General features: G+C 67.4%; 9 protein-coding genes. 4 read left to right on the top strand and 5 right to left on the bottom strand.

The features are described from left to right. Positions 1–79 precede the first annotated feature (79 nt). Entirely contained in the window at positions 80–8,065 is a 7,986-nt protein-coding gene (locus tag ACTWJ5_RS11660; protein ID WP_444438620.1) for a retention module-containing protein, read from the bottom strand. Between the two features lie 469 nt (positions 8,066–8,534). Here ACTWJ5_RS11660 and ACTWJ5_RS11655 point away from each other — a divergent pair, with 469 nt between their 5' ends. The 4 genes from ACTWJ5_RS11655 to ACTWJ5_RS11640 all read left to right on the top strand — a co-directional run bounded on the left by ACTWJ5_RS11655 (position 8,535) and on the right by ACTWJ5_RS11640 (position 15,352). Continuing rightward, positions 8,535–9,893 carry a TolC family outer membrane protein gene (locus ACTWJ5_RS11655; RefSeq protein WP_444438618.1) on the top strand — a complete coding sequence of 453 codons (1,359 nt, stop codon included), beginning with the start codon at positions 8,535–8,537 and terminating at the stop codon, positions 9,891–9,893. A 106-nt stretch (positions 9,894–9,999) separates the two neighbouring features. Beyond that, positions 10,000–12,162, top strand: a complete 2,163-nt coding sequence (locus ACTWJ5_RS11650; protein ID WP_444439577.1) for a type I secretion system permease/ATPase — start codon at positions 10,000–10,002, stop codon at positions 12,160–12,162. 4 nt (positions 12,163–12,166) lie between these two features. Beyond that, complete coding sequence (locus tag ACTWJ5_RS11645; protein ID WP_074980701.1) at positions 12,167–13,513, top strand: HlyD family type I secretion periplasmic adaptor subunit; 1,347 nt, start codon at positions 12,167–12,169, stop codon at positions 13,511–13,513. A 667-nt stretch (positions 13,514–14,180) separates the two neighbouring features. Next, positions 14,181–15,352 (top strand): IS3 family transposase gene (locus ACTWJ5_RS11640; protein ID WP_444436531.1). Its coding sequence is split into 2 segments (ribosomal slippage): positions 14,181–14,448 and positions 14,448–15,352, totalling 1,173 coding nucleotides; the frame shifts between segments, so codons are not numbered across the junction. A gap of 117 nt (positions 15,353–15,469) precedes the next feature. Here ACTWJ5_RS11640 and ACTWJ5_RS11635 read toward each other — a convergent pair. The 4 genes from ACTWJ5_RS11635 to ACTWJ5_RS11620 form a co-directional block, all read right to left on the bottom strand. Continuing rightward, positions 15,470–16,204 carry a proteasome-type protease gene (locus ACTWJ5_RS11635; RefSeq protein WP_069864240.1) on the bottom strand — a complete coding sequence of 245 codons (735 nt, stop codon included), beginning with the start codon at positions 16,202–16,204 and terminating at the stop codon, positions 15,470–15,472. Positions 16,205–16,302: 98 nt separating this feature from the next. Continuing rightward, positions 16,303–17,100 carry a transglutaminase family protein gene (locus ACTWJ5_RS11630; protein ID WP_253390168.1) on the bottom strand — a complete coding sequence of 266 codons (798 nt, stop codon included), beginning with the start codon at positions 17,098–17,100 and terminating at the stop codon, positions 16,303–16,305. After that, positions 17,097–18,047 carry an alpha-E domain-containing protein gene (locus tag ACTWJ5_RS11625; protein ID WP_074980702.1) on the bottom strand — a complete coding sequence of 317 codons (951 nt, stop codon included), beginning with the start codon at positions 18,045–18,047 and terminating at the stop codon, positions 17,097–17,099. The genes ACTWJ5_RS11630 and ACTWJ5_RS11625 overlap by 4 nt, the downstream gene beginning before the upstream one ends. Position 18,048: 1 nt before the next feature. Continuing rightward, entirely contained in the window at positions 18,049–19,458 is a 1,410-nt protein-coding gene (locus ACTWJ5_RS11620) for a circularly permuted type 2 ATP-grasp protein (RefSeq protein ID WP_074980703.1), read from the bottom strand. Positions 19,459–19,686: the final 228 nt, after the last annotated feature.

The following is a 19,686-nucleotide window of genomic DNA, read 5'->3' as shown; positions in this document are numbered from 1 at the left end:
CCGGATATGCGCTGCCATCCCCCAGCGGATACGCGACCGCCGCCCAAGGGCGGCGGTCGCGGGCGCCCTTGCGGCGCGGTCAGACGGTGTCCACCTTCAGCGCGTGGTCGGCCAGCAGGCCGTTGAGCACCGCATGGGTGTCGCCGCTGGAGACGATGGCGCCGCCGTGGTGGTCGGTGTACTTGGCCACCAGGTCGACGTTGGCCAGGTCGATGCTCTGGGTCGTCGCGCCCCCGGTCGCGCCCGTGGGGTTCACCGAGATGGTGGTGGTCGAGGTGGTGGCGTTGACCGAGAAGGTCAGGTACTGCGCCAGCGAATCGGCGGTGGCGTGCTCGCCCTGCAGCAGGTCGGCCAGGTTCAGCGAGTCGCCCTCGCCGATGTTGAAGTCCTTGATCACGTCATGCCCGATCTCGCCCTTCTGCCAGACGAACTGGTCGGCGCCGGCGCCGCCGGTGAGGGTGTCTTCGCCCATGCCGCCGAACAGGATGTCGTTGCCGTCGCCGCCGAGCAGGGTGTCGTTGCCGCCCTGGCCGAACAGCAGGTCGTCGCCCTTGCCGCCTTCGAGGATGTCGTTGCCGCCGCGGGTGTCGCCGGCGACGTTGAGCTCATAGGCGTGGGCGACGATGTAGTTGGTCACCTGGCTCTGGGACGGCGCGGCGCCGCCGTTGGCGGCGGTCAGGTAGTCCACCAGGCCCTGGTAGCCGGCGCCGTTGTGGGTGCCGGCGGCGTGCCCGGTCCAGCTCAGGGCGTCGGTGTTGATCACGTCGCCGAAGAGGATGTCGTTGCCGTCGCCGCCCACCAGATGGTCGTGGCCCACCGCCTGCGGCGAGGTGTTGCTGAAGCCTTCCTGCAACGCGGTCTGCAGCTGTTCGGCGGTGTTGATGATCTGCGGCTGGCCGACGTTGGCGGTGAGGTCCGGGGTGTTGCCGGTGAAATGCAGGGTGGCGGTGCCCGTGGTGCTGGTGTTGTCGAAGAACTGCAGGATGCCGCTGTTGATGCCGTCGCCGATGCCGATGGCGTTCACCGACACATGGTCGCTGCCGCTGAACAGGCCGCCGCCGTTGAGCAGGTTGTTGGCGACGTCCAGCGCGTCCTTGATGTCGTGGTAGTTGGTGACGGTGCCGCTGTTGCTCGTGTCGCCGATGTAGGTGGTCGGGTTGCCGTCGGTGAGGAAGAACGCCAGGTTGATGTAGTCGTGGGCGGCGTTTGCGCCGCCGCCCACCGTGGCGTTGAACCAGTCGACGGTGGACTTCAGCGCCGCCTCGTAGTTGGTCCCGCCCACTGCGCTGAGGCTGTTGATGGCGCTGATCAGGGTGGCCACGTTGGTGCTGTTCAGGCCATGCACCTGGGTCAGCGTCGAGCCGTCGGCGAAGGACACCAGGGCCAGGTTGATGGTGCCGTCGTGGCCCTTGATCTGGTTCAGCAGGTTGATCAGCGCCGCCTTGGCCAGGGCCATGCGGCTGAGCCCGGCGGTCCCGGAGGGGTCGGCCATGCTGCCGGAGGTGTCGATGATCAGCGCGATGTTGTAGTTCTTGCCGGGCGTGGTGGTGACGGAAACGCCGCCCACGTCGCCGATCAGCACGTCGTTGCCGAAGCTGCCGGCGATGGTGCCGTGGTCCGGCCCGAGCGGGCTGGGCACGATGTGGGGCGTCGTCGAGCCGTCGGTATCGCTGGCATTGCTGCCCACCACCAGGATCGGCGCGCCGTATTTCACGCAGATGTCGAGGTTGGCCGAGGCGGTGTCGCCGTCGCCATCGACGATGGTGTACTGGAACGACTCGCTGATCTGCCCGCTTTCCGGGAAGCTCACGCTGGCCTTGACCGCGTAGGTGTAGTCGCCGGCGTGGTGGCCGCCGCCATCCTTCAGGTACAGCGTCAGGGTGCCGTTGTCGGTGCTGATGGTCAGCAGGCCGCTGCTGGCGTTGTAGCTGCCGGTGGCGTGGCTGGCGCTGGGGTTGAGGTTGGTGAGGTGGCCGTTGGCGTCCACCGCGAAGGTCTCGCCGCCGATGCTCACCTGGGTGATGCGCACGGTGCCGTCGGCGCTTACCGGCAAGTCATTGGCCAATACGTTGCCGCTGACCGCGTCGAGGTGGCTGAGGTTGACCAGGGTGGCGCTGAGGTCGCTGGGGTCGGTGACGATGACCGGGGTGCCGTGGCTGTCCACCCGCACCAGGTCCTGGTCGGTGATGGAGGTGCCGACGCCGACGGCGAAGGCCTCGACGTTGTTGGTGCTGCCGTTGTGCGCCGCGAGGAAGCTCTGCCAGGCGTTCAGCGCAGAGTTGGTGCTACCCGTGGTGGGCTCGCCATCGGAGATGAAGTACACCCGGTTGATCGCCGCGGGGTCGGCCCCCGGCGCGTTCAGGTCGGCGTTGATGCTGGTCTGGGCGCGGTTCAGGGCGGCCTCGTAGTTGGTGTTGCCGCCGGCCTGCAGGCCGTTGATAGCGTTCACCAGGCTGGTGTAGCCGCTGTCGCCGGCGTCGTCGAAGCTGTAGTGGCTGGCGGCGCTGGCCGAGGTGGCGAAGCTGATCAGCGAGACCTGGATCAGCAGGCCCATGGAGGCGTACTCGTGCAGCATGTTGATCAGCGCGGCCTTGGCCTGGGCCAGCTTGCTGCCCTGCATGCTGCCGGAGACGTCGAGCACCAGCGTCAGGTTGACCGCCGGCGGCGGCTGCACCAGCAGGCACGCCGGGTGGTCGTCCACCGCGGTGGGGCCGTCGTCGGCGAAGCCGATCTTGTTGCCCAGGTCGAGGGTCTGGCTGCTGCTGGCCTTGTCGCCGTCGTAGTCGGTGATGCTGGCGGTGCCCTCCAGGCCGACCAGCCCGGTCTTCAGCCAGGCCACCTGGCTGTCGTAGTTGCCGGAAGCCCCCGGCCCGTCGTGCTGGATGGCCGAGTACTGGGTGAGGATCACCTTGCCGCTGTTGCCGTCCAGGCGCAGGTCGAACACAGTGTTGGCCGTGGTCACGCCCTGCAGGCTGGTGGCGGTGCTGCCGACGATCTTGCCGCCGACGTCGTACAGGTGGATGGTCGCGTTGCCGCTGCTCAGCCCGCTGTCGGCGCCCTGCCCGGCCAGCAGCTTGAGGCTGTAGCTCCAGCTCACGGCGGAGGCCGGGGCGTCGGCGCCAGCACTCTGCGAGGTGATGACGAAGGCGCCGGTGAAGTCGCCGCTGGCGGTGTCGGAGTTGGCGCCTATGGTGTCGGCGTCCTGGGTCAGCACGACGGCGGACTGGCCGCCCAGGCCGACGCTGATGCTCGGGCCGTCGTCGGCGAAGGCCACCTTGTTGCCCAGGTCCAGCGAAGCCGTGGAGCTGGCCTTGTCGCCATCGTAGTCGGTGATGGTGGCGGTGGCCTGCAGGCTCACCAGGCCGGTGCCCAGGGGCGCCTGCTGGGTGGCGTAGTTGCTGGTGGCGCCCGGCAGCGCGTGGTCGATTTCGGCGTACTGCGTCAGGGTGACATTGCCGCTGCCGTCCACCTTCAGGTTGAAGATAGTGTTGCTGGCATTCACCCCGCCTTCGGTGTTCGAGGTGCTGCCGATGATCTGCCCGTTCTGCTCGTACAGGTAGATCTTCTGCCCCGCACTGTTCAGGCCCGATTGGGTGCCTTCGGCCACGTCCAGCTTCAGCGCGTAGCTCCAGTTCACCGAAGCCGGAGTGTCAGCACCAGCGCTCTGCGATGTGATGGCGAAGGCTGCGGCGAAGCTGGTGGTGGCAGTGTCGAAGTTGCTGCCGATGGTATCGGCGTCCTGGGTGTGCAGCAGCACCGGAGCGTTGCCGCTCAGGCCCACGCTGATGCTCGGGCCGTCGTCGTCGAAGGCGACCTTGTTGCCCAAATCCAGGGAGGCCGTGGACGAGGCCTTGTCGCCGTCGTAGTCGGTGATGGTCGCGGTGGCGTCCAGGCTCACCAGACCGGTACCGAGGAAGGCCTGCTGCGCGGCGTAGTTACCGGTCGCGCCCGGCAATGCGTGATCGATCTCGGCGTACTGCGTCAGAGTGACGTTGCCACTGCCGTCGACCTTCAGGTTGAAGATGGTGTTGCTGGAATCCACGCCAGCTTCGGTGCTGGAAGTGCTGCCGATGATCTGGCCGTTCTGCTCGTAGAGATAAATCTTCTGTCCGGCGCTGTTCAGGCCCGACTGAGTGCCCTCGGCCACGTCCAGTTTCAGCGCGTAGCTCCAGCTCACCGAAGCCGGCGTATCGGCGCCAGCGCTCTGCGAAGTGATGGCGAAGGCTGCGGCGAAGCTGGTGGTAGCAGTGTCGAAGTTGCTGCCGATGGTGTCGGCATCCTGGGTGTGCAGCAGCACCGGGGCGTTGCCACTGAGGCCCACGCTGATGCTCGGGCCGTCGTCGTCGAAGGCGACCTTGCCGCCCAGGTCGATGCTGGCGCTGGACGAGGCCTTGTCACCGTCGTAGTCGGTGATAGTCGCAGTGGCATCCAGGCTCACCAGCCCGGTGCCGAGGAAGGCCTGCTGCGCGGCATAGTTACTGGTCGCGCCCGGCAGCGCGTGGTCGATCTCGGCGTATTGCGTCAGGGTGACATTGCCGCTGCCGTCGACCTTGAGGCTAAAGATGGTGTTGCTGGAATCCACACCGCCCTCGGTGCTGGAAGTGCTGCCGATGATCTGGCCGTTCTGCTCGTACAGATAAATCTTCTGCCCAGCGCTGTTCAGGCCCGACTGGGTGCCTTCGGCCACGTCCAGCTTCAGCGCGTAGCTCCAGCTCACCGTGGCCGGGCCGTCGGCGCCGGCGCTCTGCGAGGTGATGGCGAAGGCCGCGGCGAAGCTGGTGGTGGCAGTGTCGAAGTTGCTGCCGATGGTATCGGCGTCCTGGGTGTGCAGCAGCACCGGAGCGTTGCCGCTCAGGCCCACGCTGATGCTCGGGCCGTCGTCGTCGAAGGCGACCTTGTTGCCCAAATCCAGGGAGGCCGTGGACGAGGCCTTGTCGCCGTCGTAGTCGGTGATGGTCGCGGTGGCGTCCAGGCTCACCAGACCGGTACCAAGGAAGGCCTGCTGCGCGGCGTAGTTACCGGTCGCGCCCGGCAATGCGTGATCGATCTCGGCGTACTGCGTCAGAGTGACGTTGCCACTGCCGTCGACCTTCAGGTTGAAGATGGTGTTGCTGGAATCCACGCCAGCTTCGGTGCTGGAAGTGCTGCCGATGATCTGGCCGTTCTGCTCGTACAGATAAATCTTCTGCCCAGCGCTGTTCAGGCCCGACTGGGTGCCTTCGGCCACGTCCAGCTTCAGCGCGTAGCTCCAGCTCACCGTGGCCGGGCCGTCGGCGCCGGCGCTCTGCGAGGTGATGGCGAAGGCCGCGGCGAAGCTGGTGGTGGCAGTGTCGAAGTTGCTGCCGATGGTATCGGCGTCCTGGGTGTGCAGCAGCACCGGAGCGTTGCCGCTCAGGCCCACGCTGATGCTCGGGCCGTCGTCGTCGAAGGCGACCTTGTTGCCCAAATCCAGGGAGGCCGTGGACGAGGCCTTGTCGCCGTCGTAGTCGGTGATGGTCGCGGTGGCGTCCAGGCTCACCAGACCGGTACCGAGGAAGGCCTGCTGCGCGGCGTAGTTACCGGTCGCGCCCGGCAATGCGTGATCGATCTCGGCGTACTGCGTCAGAGTGACGTTGCCACTGCCGTCGACCTTCAGGTTGAAGATGGTGTTGCTGGAATCCACGCCAGCTTCGGTGCTGGAAGTGCTGCCGATGATCTGGCCGTTCTGCTCGTAGAGATAAATCTTCTGTCCGGCGCTGTTCAGGCCCGACTGAGTGCCCTCGGCCACGTCCAGTTTCAGCGCGTAGCTCCAGCTCACCGAAGCCGGCGTATCGGCGCCAGCGCTCTGCGAAGTGATGGCGAAGGCTGCGGCGAAGCTGGTGGTAGCAGTGTCGAAGTTGCTGCCGATGGTGTCGGCGTCCTGGGTGTGCAGCAGCACCGGAGCATTGCCGCTCAGGCCGACGCTGATGCTCGGGCCGTCATCGTCGAAGGCCACCTTGCCGCCCAGGTCGATGCTGGCGCTGGACGAAGCCTTGTCGCCGTCGTAGTCGGTGATGGTCGCGGTGGCGTCCAGGCTCACCAGGCCGGTGCCGAGGAAGGCCTGCTGCGCGGCATAGTTACTGGTTGCGCCCGGCAGTGCGTGGTCGATCTCGGCGTATTGCGTCAGGGTGACATTGCCGCTGCCGTCCACCTTCAGGCTGAAGATGGTATTGCTGGAATCGACGCCGCCCTCGGTGCCGGAAGTGCTACCGATGATCTGGCCGTTCTGCTCGTACAGGTAGATCTTCTGCCCTGCACTGTTCAGGCCTGACTGGGTGCCTTCGGCCACGTCCAGTTTCAACGCGTAGCTCCAGCTCACCGCGGCCGGGCCGTCGGCGCCAGCGTTCTGCGAAGTGATGGCGAAGGCCGCGGCGAAGCTGGTGGTGGCAGTGTCGAAGTTGCTGCCGATGGTGTCCGCATCCTGGGTCACCAGGTTGCCGAGTTGCGCGCCGCTGGCGCCGATGCCGATGCTCGGGCCGTCGTCGGCGAAGCCGATCCGGCCGCCCAGGTCGAGGTTCTGACTGGCGCTGGCCGGGTCGCCGTCACGGTCGGTGATGGTGACGCTGCCCTGCAGTTGCACCAGGTCGCTGCCGAGGGAGACCTGCTGGCTGTCGAAGCCGCTGGTGGCGCCCGGCAGGGCATGGTCGATGGCGGCGTACTGGGTCAGGGTGACCTTGCCGCTGGCGGCGTCCACCGCCAGCGAGAAGACGGTGTTGGCGCTGCTGACCGCGCCGGCGCTGGCGGCGGTGGAACCCACCACCACGCCATCGATCAGGTAAAGGTGGATACCCTGGCCGCCGCTGCTCAGGCCCGAGGCCTCGCCCTGGCTGGTGACGTTCAGGCTGTAGTGCCAGGCCACGCTGCCGGCGCCGTCGGCGCCATAGGCCAGGGTCGCCTTGAAGGCGCTGGCGAAGTCCGCCGAGACGCTCTCGGAAGCGCCGCCACGGGTGCCCTCGTCATGGCTGAGCAGGCTCGGCGCCTCGCCGTCCAGGGCCAGGGAGGCGGTGGGGCTGTCGTCGTTGATGAGGATGGCCAGGTTGCCGCTGGCGGGGGTGCCGTTGCCGTCGGTCAGGGTGTAGGGGACGTTGAGGGCGATGTCATCCTCGACACCGTGCTGCGGGTGGTCCAGCGGCTGCTGCAGGACCAGTTCATAGGTGCCGTTGGCGAGGTTGGTGAGGCTCAGGGTGAACACCGTCTGGCCATTGGCCGAGGCCGTCAGCACGTGGCCGTCGGGGCTCACGCTGTAGCTCAGGGCCACGCCGCCGGAGGTCAGCGCCGGCAGGCCGGTGGTGCTCCAGGCGAAGGTTCCGGGGCCGTCGGCGCCGAAGTCGTAGCCGAGGCTGCCGGAAGCGCTGGCGCCGACGCCGGGCAGGCCGTCGTTGCCCTGGATGCCGCCGGGCAGGCCGTCTTCATCCACAACCGCGCTGGCATTGCCCGCCGTGGGTACGCCGTCCACCGGCGGCGCCGGCGGTGCGGGCGGGCTCGGCGGCTCGGGCGGGGGCGCCGCCTGTGCCTGCTCGGGGCTGGGTATGCCGTCGAACAGCCGCGGGAACAGCGGGCCGCTGGCCAGGGGCCCGGTGGGGAAGCCGATGTCCGGATCGATGTGGCCGCCGATCTCGGTCAGCAGCACGAAGGAGTGCCCGCCGCCGGCCTTGGCGTTGCCGCCGGCGGAGAACGACGGGCCGGCCGCGGTGGCCTCGGCGACCTGGCTCGGGTCCTGCCCGGCGGCGATGGCCGCCTGCAGCGCCTTGACGTCGGTGATGTCCTGCTGGCTGGGCGCGACCGGCGCCTGCGCCGGCGCGCTGTCCGCGTACTGGTGGTGGGCGGCGGCGACCAGTTGATTGCTCATCGGCATCGAACTGTCGCGCCCCAGGGTGAGTTCGCCGCCGCCGGCGATCGCCACGGCCACGGCACCTTCGTGCCCGGTCACCAGTTGTTCGCCGACGAACAGCTTGTCGCCCTGGTGCAGGACGCGACGCGAACCATCCGCGGCCACGGCGAAGACCTCGCCCACCGCCTTGCTGACGATACCTACCAAGCTGGCCATGACTGCATCCTCCGCGCTCACCGCCCGGCGCCGCCTCCGGCGGCACCCAAGACCTCCGAGTTGGCCATGCCGTCACCGGCGCGCAGTGATGCGTAGAGGGAAGCAGAAGCCTGAAGGCGCTTTGGCATCAAAAAGCCAGCGGATGAATCCGCCATTTTTTTGACCACGCTTGCTTCGGTACTTCGCGGAAACGCCCGCCCTAGCCGCCTGAAACGTACATGGCTGTATGTGCAAGCCCTATTCGTCCCCATAGCCAAGAAAAATCAGGGTTTGCGAGTTTTACAATGTGCCGCTTTTCATAGGTGTCATAAGATTTTTTCTGAATATGGGATGTGAAAAATTCTTCTGAGGTTCTCGAAAAGTTGTTCTTAGCTCTGATGTTACAGGCGTGAAACGCTTGATATCAGAAAAAAGCCAAGTTTTTGGCGAATTGAAAGAGCATCGAAGTCGAGAACACCAGGAGAACGCCATGCGCAGTCGTAACGCGACGCTATGGAGCGGTGTATTTCTGGCGGCCACCTGCGCTCAAGCCCACGCGATGAGCCTGACCCAAGCCATACAGAGCACCCTGCAATATCACCCGGAGATCAGCCAGAGCATGAACAGCCGGCTGACCGCAGACCAGGAACTGAAGATCGCCCGCGGCGGCTACCTGCCCACCGTCGATCTACTGCTGGGTTACGGCCGCGAAGGCGTCGATAGCCCCTCTACCCGTCAGGAAGGCAACCACAACAAGGAAACGCTCAACCGCGGCGATGCCGAGCTCCGCCTGCAGCAGATGCTGTTCGACGGCTTCGCCACGCCCAACGAGGTGGCGCGCAACGAGGCCAACGTCAATTCCAAGGCGTTCCGCGTGCTGGGCACCTCCGAGAACGCCGCGCTGCGCACCGTCGAGGTCTACCTCAACGTGCTGCAGCACCGCGAAATGGTGAGCCTGGCGCGCAACAACCTGCAGGCCCACCAGCGCATCGGCGACCAGATCCGCATGCGCAGCCAGCAGGGCGTCGGCAGCACCGCCGACAACGACCAGGCCACCGCGCGCCTGGCCCTGGCGCAGAACAACCTCTACACCGAGGAAGTCGACCTGCGCGACGCCGAGGCCAACTTCTACAGCGCCGTGGGCAAGCAGCCCGACGAGTTGGAGACGCCCTCCACCATCAAGGCCCTGGTGCCGGGCGACATCAACAAGGCGCGCCAGGAAGTGCTGAGCAACAACCCGCTGCTCAAGTCGGCCCAGGCCGACGTGAATGCCGCCGAGAAGCAGTACGAGGCGGCCAAGTCGCCCTTCTACCCGCGCTTCGACCTGGAACTGTCGAAGGCGGCGAACAACAACGTCGACGGCGAAGTGGGCCACTACAACGACTGGGAAGCCCAGGTGGTGATGCGCTACAACCTGTTCAACGGCATGCGCGACAAGAACCGCCTCGGCGCCACCTCGCACCAGATCGACGAAGCCAAGGACATCCGCGACAACGCCCTGCGCCTGCTCAACGAGAACCTCTCGCTGGCCTGGGACGCCATGGAGAACGCCACCAAGCAGACCGGCCCGGCGCGCGAATACGCCGACTACACGCGCAAAGTCCGCGAGGCCTACCAGCAGCAGTTCACCCTCGGCCAGCGCACGCTGCTCGACCTGCTGGACAGCGAGAACGAACTCTTCACCGCCAACCGCCGCTACACCCAGGTGCGCTACACCGAGGAGTACTCGCGCTACCGCGTGCTGGCCGCCATGGGCGCCCTGCTGCGCTCGCAGAACGTCGTGCCGCCCCATGAGGGCGTGGCGCTGTCCGACGTGAAGACCGAGACACGCCTGCCCGACATGAAATAAGGCCCTGCCCGCCCCGCCGCCCGACGCCGGTCCCACCGGCCGGCGGCGTTTGCGGGGCGCGGCGGCCGCACGGGGCTCGCAGAAGCCCGGGAGAAGTAGCGTGACCATGATCATCCAGGAGCGCGGCAACCCCGCAGCGGACGATCCCCGCCTGAGCCACGACGACCCCCTGCTCGACGGCCTGCTGATCCTCTGCCGCCTGCACGGCTGCTCGGTCAGCCGCACCAGCCTGAGCGCCGGCCTGCCGTTGCCGCAGCAACGCCTGAACGCCGAGCTGTTGCCCCGCGCCGCGGCCCGCGCCGGCCTGCAGGGGCGCCTGCTGCGCCGCGAGCTGAAGGCCATACCGGCGCTGAACCTGCCGGTGCTGCTGCTGCTCGACGGCGGGCGCAGCGCGGTGCTGCGCCAGTGGGGCGCGGACGGCCAGGCGCTGATCCTGCCCTGCGAGACCGAGGGCGGCGAGCAGTGGGTGAGCACCGAGGAGCTGGCCGCGCAGTACAGCGGCCTGGCCCTGTTCGCCCGCCCGCGCCACGAGCTGGAAGCGGCGCGCCAACCGCTGGTGCCGCGGGTCGAGGCCTGGTTCCGCGACACCCTCAAGCTGTCGCGCTGGCTCTATACTGACGCCCTGGTGGCGAGCCTGCTGATCAACCTGCTGAGCATGCTGGTGCCGCTGTTCGTCATGCAGACCTACGACCGCGTGGTGCCCAACCAGGCCATCTCCACCCTCTGGGTGCTGGCCAGCGGGTTGCTGCTGGGCACCCTCTTCGAGCTGCTGCTGCGGGTGCTGCGCTCGCACCTGCTGGACATGGCCGGGAAGAAGACCGACGTGGTGCTCTCGGCCACGCTGTTCGAGCGCATCACCGGCATGGCCATGAAATTCCGCCCGGCCACGGTCGGCGGCTTCGCCCAGAGCATCCACGACTTCCAGGGCCTGCGCGAATTCCTCACCGCGCTGACCCTCACCAGCCTCATCGACCTGCCCTTCTCGCTGCTGATGATCGTGGTCATCGGCCTGCTCGGCGGCTGGCTGGTGGCGGTGCCGCTGCTGGCCTTCCCGCTGACCATCGGCTTCGCCTACCTGATCCAGGTGCGCCTGCGCGACACCGTGCAGAAGAGCCTGACCCTCGGCGCCGAGCGCCAGGCCCTGCTGATCGAAACCCTCGGCGGCCTGGAAACGCTCAAGGCGTGCGGCGCCGAGAGCGAGCGGCAGTACCGCTGGGAAGCCACCCACGGCGCCCTCACCCGCCTGGACAACCACGCCCGCTTCCTCGCCACCCTGGCCACCAACGGCACCCTGTTCGTCCAGCAGTTCGCCGGCATGGCCCTGATCATCTGCGGCGTCTACGCCATCCTCGACGGCCAGCTCAGCGTCGGCGCCCTGGTCGCCTGCTACATGCTCAACAGCCGGGTGCTGGCGCCGCTGGGGCAGATCGCCGGGCTGATCACCCGCCACCAGCAGGCGCGCCTGACCATGAAGAGCACCGACGCGCTCATGGCCCTGCCCCAGGAGCGCCAGGCCAGCCAGCGCCCGCTGGAGCGCACCCAGCTGCACGGCGCGCTGGAGATGCGCCAGGTGGAATTCCGCTACCCCGAGCAGAACGCCGCGGCGCTGAGCCAGATCGGCCTGCGCCTGGCCCCCGGCGAGAAGGTCGGGCTGATCGGCCGCAGCGGCTCGGGCAAGAGCACCCTGGCGCGCCTGCTGCTGGGCTTCTACCAGCCGGACGAGGGGCAGATCCTGCTCGACGGCCTGGACCTGCGGCAGATCGACGTGGCCGACCTGCGCCAGCAGGTGGGCTACGTGGCCCACGACCTGCCGCTGCTGGCCGGCAGCCTGCGCGACAACCTGACCCTGGGCGCGCGCTACGTCGGCGACGCGCGCATGCTGGAGGTGGCCGAGCTGACCGGCGTCAACGAACTGGCCCGGCAGCACCCGGCCGGCTTCGACCGCCCGGTGGGCGAGCGCGGCCAACTGCTCTCCGGCGGCCAGCGCCAGGCCGTGCTGATGGCCCGCGCGCTGCTGCTGGACCCGCCGATCCTGGTGCTCGACGAGCCCACCAGCGCCATGGACAACAGCAGCGAGGAAGCCCTGCGCCGGCGCCTGCAGGCGTGCTGCGCGGGGAAGACGCTACTGCTGGTCACCCACCGCACCTCGATGCTCGCCCTGGTCGACCGGCTGATCGTCCTCGACGGCGGGCGCATCGTCGCCGACGGGCCGAAGGAAGCGGTGATCGAAGCATTGCGCAAGGGCCACGTCGGCCCGGCAGCGGGGTGAAGCCATGAGCAGCATGCAACCGACGCCGGGCTACCTCGGCGGCCGCAGCGACACCGAGTTCATGCCCGAGGTCCAGGGCACGGTGCTGGAGGACTCGCCGCTGGCCGCGCGCATCACCCTCTGGGCGGTGCTCGCGCTGCTGGTCTGCGCGCTGGCCTGGGCGCACTACGCGCACCTGGAGGAAGTCACCAAGGGCGAAGGCAAGGCCATCCCCTCCAGCAAGGTGCAGACCATCCAGAACCTGGAGGGCGGCATCGTCTCGGAAATCTTCGTCCACGAAGGCCAGGTGGTGGACAAGGGCCAGACCCTGCTGCGCCTGGACGACACCCGCTTCGCCTCCAACAAGGGCGAGACCGAGGCCGACCGCAACGCCCTGGAGGCCCGGGTGGAACGCCTGAGCGCCGAGGCCGAGGGCCGCGAGCCGGACTTCTCCGACGCCCTGAAGCAGACCGCGCCGCAGGTGGTCGACGACCAGCTGCAGCTCTACCACAGCCGCCAGGCGCGCCAGGCCAGCGAGGTGAGCATCCTCCAGGAACAGCTGCGGCAGAAGAACCAGGAACTGCAGGAATTCCGCGCCAAGGCCCAGCAGTACCGTTCCAGCCTCGGCCTGGTGCAGCAGGAGCTGAACATGTCCACGCCGCTGGTCAAGAGCGGCGCCATCTCCCCGGTGGAACTGCTGCGCCTGCGCCGCAGCGTGGTGGAGATCAACGGCGAGCTGAGCGCCACCACCCTGGCCATCCCCCGCGCCGAAGCGGCGATGCAGGAGATCGCGCGGAAGATCGACGAATCGCGCCAGGCCTTCCGCACCGACGCCCTGAAGGACCTCAACGAGGCCCGCACCGAGCTGAACAAACTCACCGCCACCAGTCGCGCCATCGACGACAAGGTCAGCCGCACCACCGTGGTGTCGCCGGTGCGCGGCATCGTCAAGCAGCTGAAGGTCAACACCATCGGCGGCGTGGTGCAGCCGGGCAGCGACATGGTGGAAATCGTCCCGCTGGAGGACAACCTGCTGGTGGAAGCGAAGATCCGCCCGCAGGACGTCGCCTTCCTCCACCCCGGCCAGCCGGCCACGGTGAAGTTCAGCGCCTACGACTACACCATCTACGGCGGCCTGAAGGCCAAGCTGGAGATGATCAGCGCCGACACCATCACCGACGACAAGGGCAACGCGTTCTATCTGATCCAGGTGCGTACCGACAAGAATCATCTGGGGCCGGACAACAAGCCGCTGCTGATCATCCCGGGGATGGTGGCGACGGTGGATATCATTACGGGTGAGAAGAGTGTGTTGGATTATTTGCTCAAGCCGGTGCTGAAGGCGCGTTGGGAGGCGTTGCGGGAGCGGTGAGGGGTGTTGTGGGGGCGAGCTTGCTTGCGGATGGAGTTAGCTGGGGGCTGTGGTGTTGGGGGTAAGAGCGCCCTCTCCCCAGCCCTCTCCCTGAAGGGAGAGGGGGCCGTTCGGAGTCGGTGGGGAGTCCTGAGTCATCCTGATACTCCTCACCCACCCCCGTCATTCCCGCGAACGCGGGAACCCAGCTGCCTTAGCTTGGGTGTTTCTGCGCCGCTCCGAGTCTGCCCGACCGTCTTGTTTCGCCCCCTCGGGCGAGTCCCTTTTGTCAAACGCCACAAAAGGAACCAAAAAGGCTTGCCCCAACATACGGGCCCGATAAAGCCGGGCTACCCTCACGAACTCCCCCGCCACGGAGGCCCGCCCCGAGGGTACGTCCCTGTAGCCCGCGGGGCTCTCGCGACATCCATGTCGCATGACCTCCTGAGCGCCGGTTTCGCTCGGCCTTCTGAAGGGGCGTTCCGGAGTGCGCGGATGTTTCTCTGGAAGTCCAAAAGCCAGAGCAGAGCTGCTTTGCTCTTCGTAGGAGCGAGCTTGCTCGCGAACCCAACCACCCGTCACTGGGTTCCCGCGTTCGCGGGAATGACGAGGGTGGAGGATGGTGTGGTGGTTCAATTTCCTAGGACACCTCGATAGGTGGAAAATCCACTGAATAGAGGAGTCATTCATGAGCCGTAAACGCAGAGCATTCGATGCCAGCTTCAAGCTGCAAGTCGTCCAGATGATCAAAGACCAGGGCCTGAGCATTACGCAGGTCTGTCGAGACATGGACCTGGGAGAGACGGCAGTTCGCCGCTGGGTTCAGCAATACGAAGCCGAGCTGTCGGGGCAGGCGGGAGTGGGTAAGCCGTTGACACCCGAGCAGCAGCGGATTCGTCAGTTGGAGGCCGAGAATCGCCAGTTGAAGCAGGACAACGACCTGCTAAAAAAGGCCTCGGCCTTCTTCGCCCGCGAACTGAAGTGATTCACCGGTTGATCGCGCAGCAGCAGAAGGCCGGAGTTGCACGGCTGTGTCGGCTGCTGGGTGTCAGTCGGTCGGGCTACTACGCCGCACAGCGCCGCCCCTTGCGCCCAGCCTTGCACTGCCCGGTAGCCGCTTCCTTGAAGGCCCTGTTCATGAGCTGCGGGCGTACCTATGGGAGTCGTCGCCTGCAAGCCGCGCTCAATGGCGAGGGCGTGCATGTAGGGCGCTACCGAGTCCGCCGGCTGATGCGCGAGCACCGGCTTCGGCCAGTCTGGAAGCGCAAGTTCGTGCACACGACCAACAGCAAGCATGACCTGCCGATAGCCTCCAATATCCTGGCCCGCCGGTTCGATCCTCCGGCGGCAAACCAGGCCTGGGTGGCGGATATCACCTACATCCGTACCCGCCGTGGCTGGCTGTACCTGGCTGCAGTGATGGACCTGTATTCGCGCAAGATCGTCGGCTGGGCGATGGCGCCGAACATGTCGGCGGAACTGGTCTGTTCGGCGCTACAGATGGCGATTGCTCAGCGGCAGCCAGCGCCAGGCCTGGTCGTGCACTCGGATCGTGGTAGCCAGTACGCCAGCGAGGTTTATCGCGCGCTGCTCAAGCGGCATGGCCTGGTCTTGAGCATGAGCCGCAAGGGAAATTGCTGGGACAACGCGGTCATGGAACGCTTCTTCCTGAACCTGAAAATGGAGCGGGTCTGGCAACGTGACTACGCCAACCATGCTGAGGCTATGACCGACATTGCCGACTACATCGTCGGCTTCTACAACAACGTGCGCCTGCACTCCAGCCTGGGCTATCTGCCTCCCACCCGCTACGAGCGCAGGCCACCCAGACAACCTATCGAAGTGTCCGAAATTATTTGACCACCACATGGTGCCTGACTCCAACCCCGCTCAGGACAGCCCCCTCTCCCGCTTGCGGGAGAGGGCTGGGGAGAGGGCGCTCTTGAACCCAGCTCCGCGACAACCCCCATTCCCCCGCTAAATGTTGTACTCCACCGGCGGCGCCGGCAGCTCCGCCAGCAGCTCATGCAACCCCGCCGACCACTGCTTGCGGATGCTCGCGTAGTACGCATCCTCCTCCGTCACCCGGTAGCCCGCCGGGACGATCAGGCTGTCGCGGTGGTACACCAGCAGGTCCAGCGGCATGCCCACCGAGAGGTTGCTTCGGATCGTCGAATCGAAGGACACCAGCGCGCAACGCAGGCCCTCGGCCAGGCTGGTGGTGAATTCCAGGTTGCGGTCGAGGATCGGCTTGCCGTACTTGCTCTCGCCCAGCTGCAGGAAGGGCGTGTCCTCGGTGGCCTGGATGAAGTTGCCCTGGGGGTAGATGCTGTACAGCTCCGGCGGGCCGCCGGCGATCTGCCCGCCGACCAGGAAGGAGCAGGTCAGGTCGGTGTTGCCGGCCAGGGGCGCGGCGTCGCGGGCCACCACTTCGCGCACGGTGGCGGCCACCAGCGCGGTGGCTTCGTAGAGGGTCGGCACGCTGTGCAGGTTCACCTGGCCGGCGTCGTCCAGGCGCTGCTTCAGCAGGTTCACCACCGACTGCGAGGTGGCCAGGTTGCCGGCGCTCTGCAGCACGATCAGGCGCTCGCCGGGCACGCCGAAGGTGAACAGCTTGCGGAAGGTGGCGATGTGGTCGATGCCGGCGTTGGTCCGCGAGTCCGAGGCGAACACCAGGCCCTCGTCCAGGCACATGGCTACGCAATAGGTCATGGGATGGCCTTCTTCAGGGGTTGCCCGGCAATACTAGACCACCACGGGTTTCCGTCCCGTGGCAGCGGGCGCGCCAGGCGCGCCCTCCTCCACCGGCCTCACTGCTGGCTGCGCAGCAGCGGCGCCACCACCACCCGCGCGTGCATCTGCTCGCCCAGGCCGCTGCCGCGGCGCATGCCGCGCACCGGGCAGGCGTCCAGGTAGTCCAGGCCCACCGCCAGCTTCAGGTGGCGCTCCGGGCGCGCCAGTTCGTTGGTCACGTCGAAGCTGTACCAGGCGTCGTCCAGCCAGGCCTCGGCCCAGGCGTGGCTGGCCAGGTCCCGGTCGCTGCCGCGGTACAGGTAGCCGGAGACGAAGCGCGCCGGAATGCCCAGGCTGCGCGCGCAGGCGAGGAAGGCGTGGGTGTGGTCCTGGCACACCCCGGCGCCGCCGGCGAAGGCTTCGGCCGCGGTGCTCTCCACCCCGGTGGCGCCCGGCTGGAACGGCATCTGCGCGTGCAGGGCATGCATCAGCTTGATCAGCGCGTTGCGGTCGCGGGCCTCGCCGCACTGCGCCAGGGCGAAGGTGCGCAGGGCGTCGTCCGGGGTGGTCAGGCGGGTGAAGCGCAGGAACGGCAGCGGCGACTGGTCGTCGTGCTCGGCCTCGCGGCTCTCGTCGATCTCCACCAGGCCGCGGGCGCGGATCACCACGGCCTCGTGGGGTTCGTCGATGCTCAGCACGTGCAGCACGTTGCCGTAGGGGTCGCGCTGGGCGCGGGCCGGGCGCGGCAGCGTGAGCTCCCAGCTGAGCACGTGCTGGCGCTCGCTTTCCTGGGGCGTCAGGCGCAGGTACTGGATGCTGGCGCGCACCGGGTCGTCGTAGCGGTAGGTGGTGTCGTGGCTGATGGCGAGTTTCATACGGCCTCCAGATAGGAACTGTGGATTGCCCGGGCCAGCTGGCGGATCAGCAGGATGAAGTCGGTGAGCCAGGCGTGCAGGCCGTCACCGAGGATTTCGTCGATCGCCGTGTAGCGCAGGCGCGCGGCCAGTTCGGCGGCCAGGCGCTGCGCCGGGCGGCCGTTGTCGCCGGGCAAGGTGGATAGGATACCGTCCAGTTCCTCCACGCAGGCTTGCAGGGAACGGGGCACCTCGGCACGCAGAAGCAGCAGTTCGGACACGTGGCGGGCATCGGGCGAGCCACGGTAGATCTCGTTGTAGGCTTCGAAGGAGGACAGCGCGCGCAGCAGCGCGCTCCACTGGTAGTAGCCGCGCGCCGAGGTGTCGCTGACCTCCTCGGCCTCCTCGCCGAGCAGTTCGTAGCGGGCGTCGAGCAGGCGCAGGGTGTTGTCGGCGCGTTCGATGAAGGTGCCCAGGCGGATGAAGCTGGAGGCCTCGCCGCGCATGATGGTGCCGTAGGTGGCGCCGCGGAACAGGTACGAGCGCTCCTTGACCCATTCGCAGAAGCGGCTGATGCCGTAGCGGCCCAGGCCCTGCTGGGCGATGCTGCGCATCTCCAGCCAGGTGGCGTTGATGTTCTCCCAGATGTCCGCGGTGATCCGCCCGCGCACCGCGTGGGCGTTGCCGCGGGCGGCCTGCAGGCAGCGGTAGATGCTCGCCGGGTTGTCGGCGTCGAGGGCGAAGAAGTGCAGCATGCGCTCGGGCTGCATCTGCCCGTGGCGCTCCAGGTAGTCGTCCATGGTGCCGGTGATCAACAGCGGCATGGCCAGTTCGTCGGCGCCGCCGCCGCGATCGTCCGGCGGCATCAGCGACAGCGAATAGCTCACGTCGAGCATGCGCGCGAGGTTCTCCGCGCGCTCCAGGTAGCGGGACATCCAGTACAGGTCGGCTGCGGTACGGCTCAGCATCTCAGTCCTCCACCACCCAGGTGTCCTTGGTACCGCCACCCTGTGACGAATTGACGACCAGCGAGCCCTCGCGCAGCGCCACGCGGGTCAGCCCGCCGGGCACCAGGCGCGTCTCGCGGCCGGACAGCACGAACGGCCGCAGGTCGATGTGCCGCGGCGCGATGCCGCTGTCGACGTAGGTCGGGCAGGTCGACAGGCACAGCGTCGGCTGGGCGATGTAGGCGTGCGGGCGGGCCTTGATGCGCTCGCGGAAGGCCTCGATCTCCTGGCTGCTTGCAGCCGGGCCGACGAGCATGCCGTAGCCGCCGGAGCCCTGGGTTTCCTTGACCACCAGCTCCGGCAGGTGCGCCAGCACGTGGGACAGGTCGGCCGGCTTGCGACACTGCCAGGTGGGCACGTTCTTCAGTATTGGTTCCTCGGACAGGTAGAAACGCACCATGTCGCCGACGTACGGGTAGATCGACTTGTCGTCGGCCACCCCGGTGCCGATGGCGTTGGCCAGCACCACGTTGCCGGCGCGGTAGGCCGCCAGCAGGCCGGGCACGCCGAGCATCGACTCGGGGTTGAAGGCCAGCGGGTCGAGGAAGGCGTCGTCCAGGCGCCGGTAGATCACGTCCACCGGGCGCGGGCCGGCGGTGGTGCGCATGTACACGCGCTCGTCGCGGACGAACAGGTCGGCGCCTTCCACCAGCTCCACACCCATCTCGCGGGCCAGGAAGGCGTGCTCGAAGTAGGCGCTGTTGAAGCGCCCGGGGGTCAGCACCACCACGCTGGGGTTGTCCAGCGGGCTGGAGCTGCGCAGAGTCTCCAGCAGCAGGTTCGGGTAGTGGTCGATGGGCGCGATGCGCTGCGCGGCGAACAGCTCGGGGAACAGCCGCATCATCATCTTGCGGTCTTCGAGCATGTAGCTCACGCCGCTGGGGGTGCGCAGGTTGTCCTCCAGCACGTAGTAGCTGCCGTCGGCGTCGCGCACCAGGTCGACGCCGGCGATGTGGGCGTAGAGGTCGCGGTGCAGGTCCAGGCCCTGCATGGCGATCTGGTAGCCCTCGTTGGTCAGCACCTGTTCCGCCGGCACCACCCCGGCCTTGATGATGCGCTGCCCGTGGTAGAGGTCGGCGAGGAACATGTTCAGCGCGCGCACCCGCTGGATGCAGCCGCGCTCCACCACGCGCCATTCGCTCATGGGAATGCTGCGCGGGATGGTGTCGAACGGGATCAGGCGCTCGGTGCCCTGCTCGTCGCCATAGAGGGTGAAGGTGATGCCGGCGCGGTGGAACAGCAGGTCGGCCTCGCGCCGGCGCTGCTCCAGCATCTCCGGCGGCGCCGCCGCCAGCCAGCGGGCGAATTCGCGGTAGTGCGCCCGGCACTGGCCATTCGCGTCATACATCTCGTCGTAGAAAGTGCGGGACATGCCGAACTCCTTGTCGCCACCAGTAGCCTTGCCATCGCAAGCCCCGTGCCATCGAAACAAAGCCTTGGGTTTCAATGGCTTGCAAAACAAGCCCAGCCTGGGTGCGCCACTTTGGTGCAACCGGCGCGGGCAACGGGCCGGCGCCGCCCCTTTTGGCGCCAACCGCTTCAGTCTAGGCCAGCGGCGGCAACCGGCCCGGCGCGCTTGCGCCTATGCTTATGCGTGGAT

Source organism: Pseudomonas sp. A6 (assembly GCF_052367875.1).
GTDB lineage: Bacteria > Pseudomonadota > Gammaproteobacteria > Pseudomonadales > Pseudomonadaceae > Pseudomonas > Pseudomonas citronellolis.
Note: the sequence above shows the minus strand (reverse complement) of the source record. Positions and strands in the feature narration are given on the sequence as shown.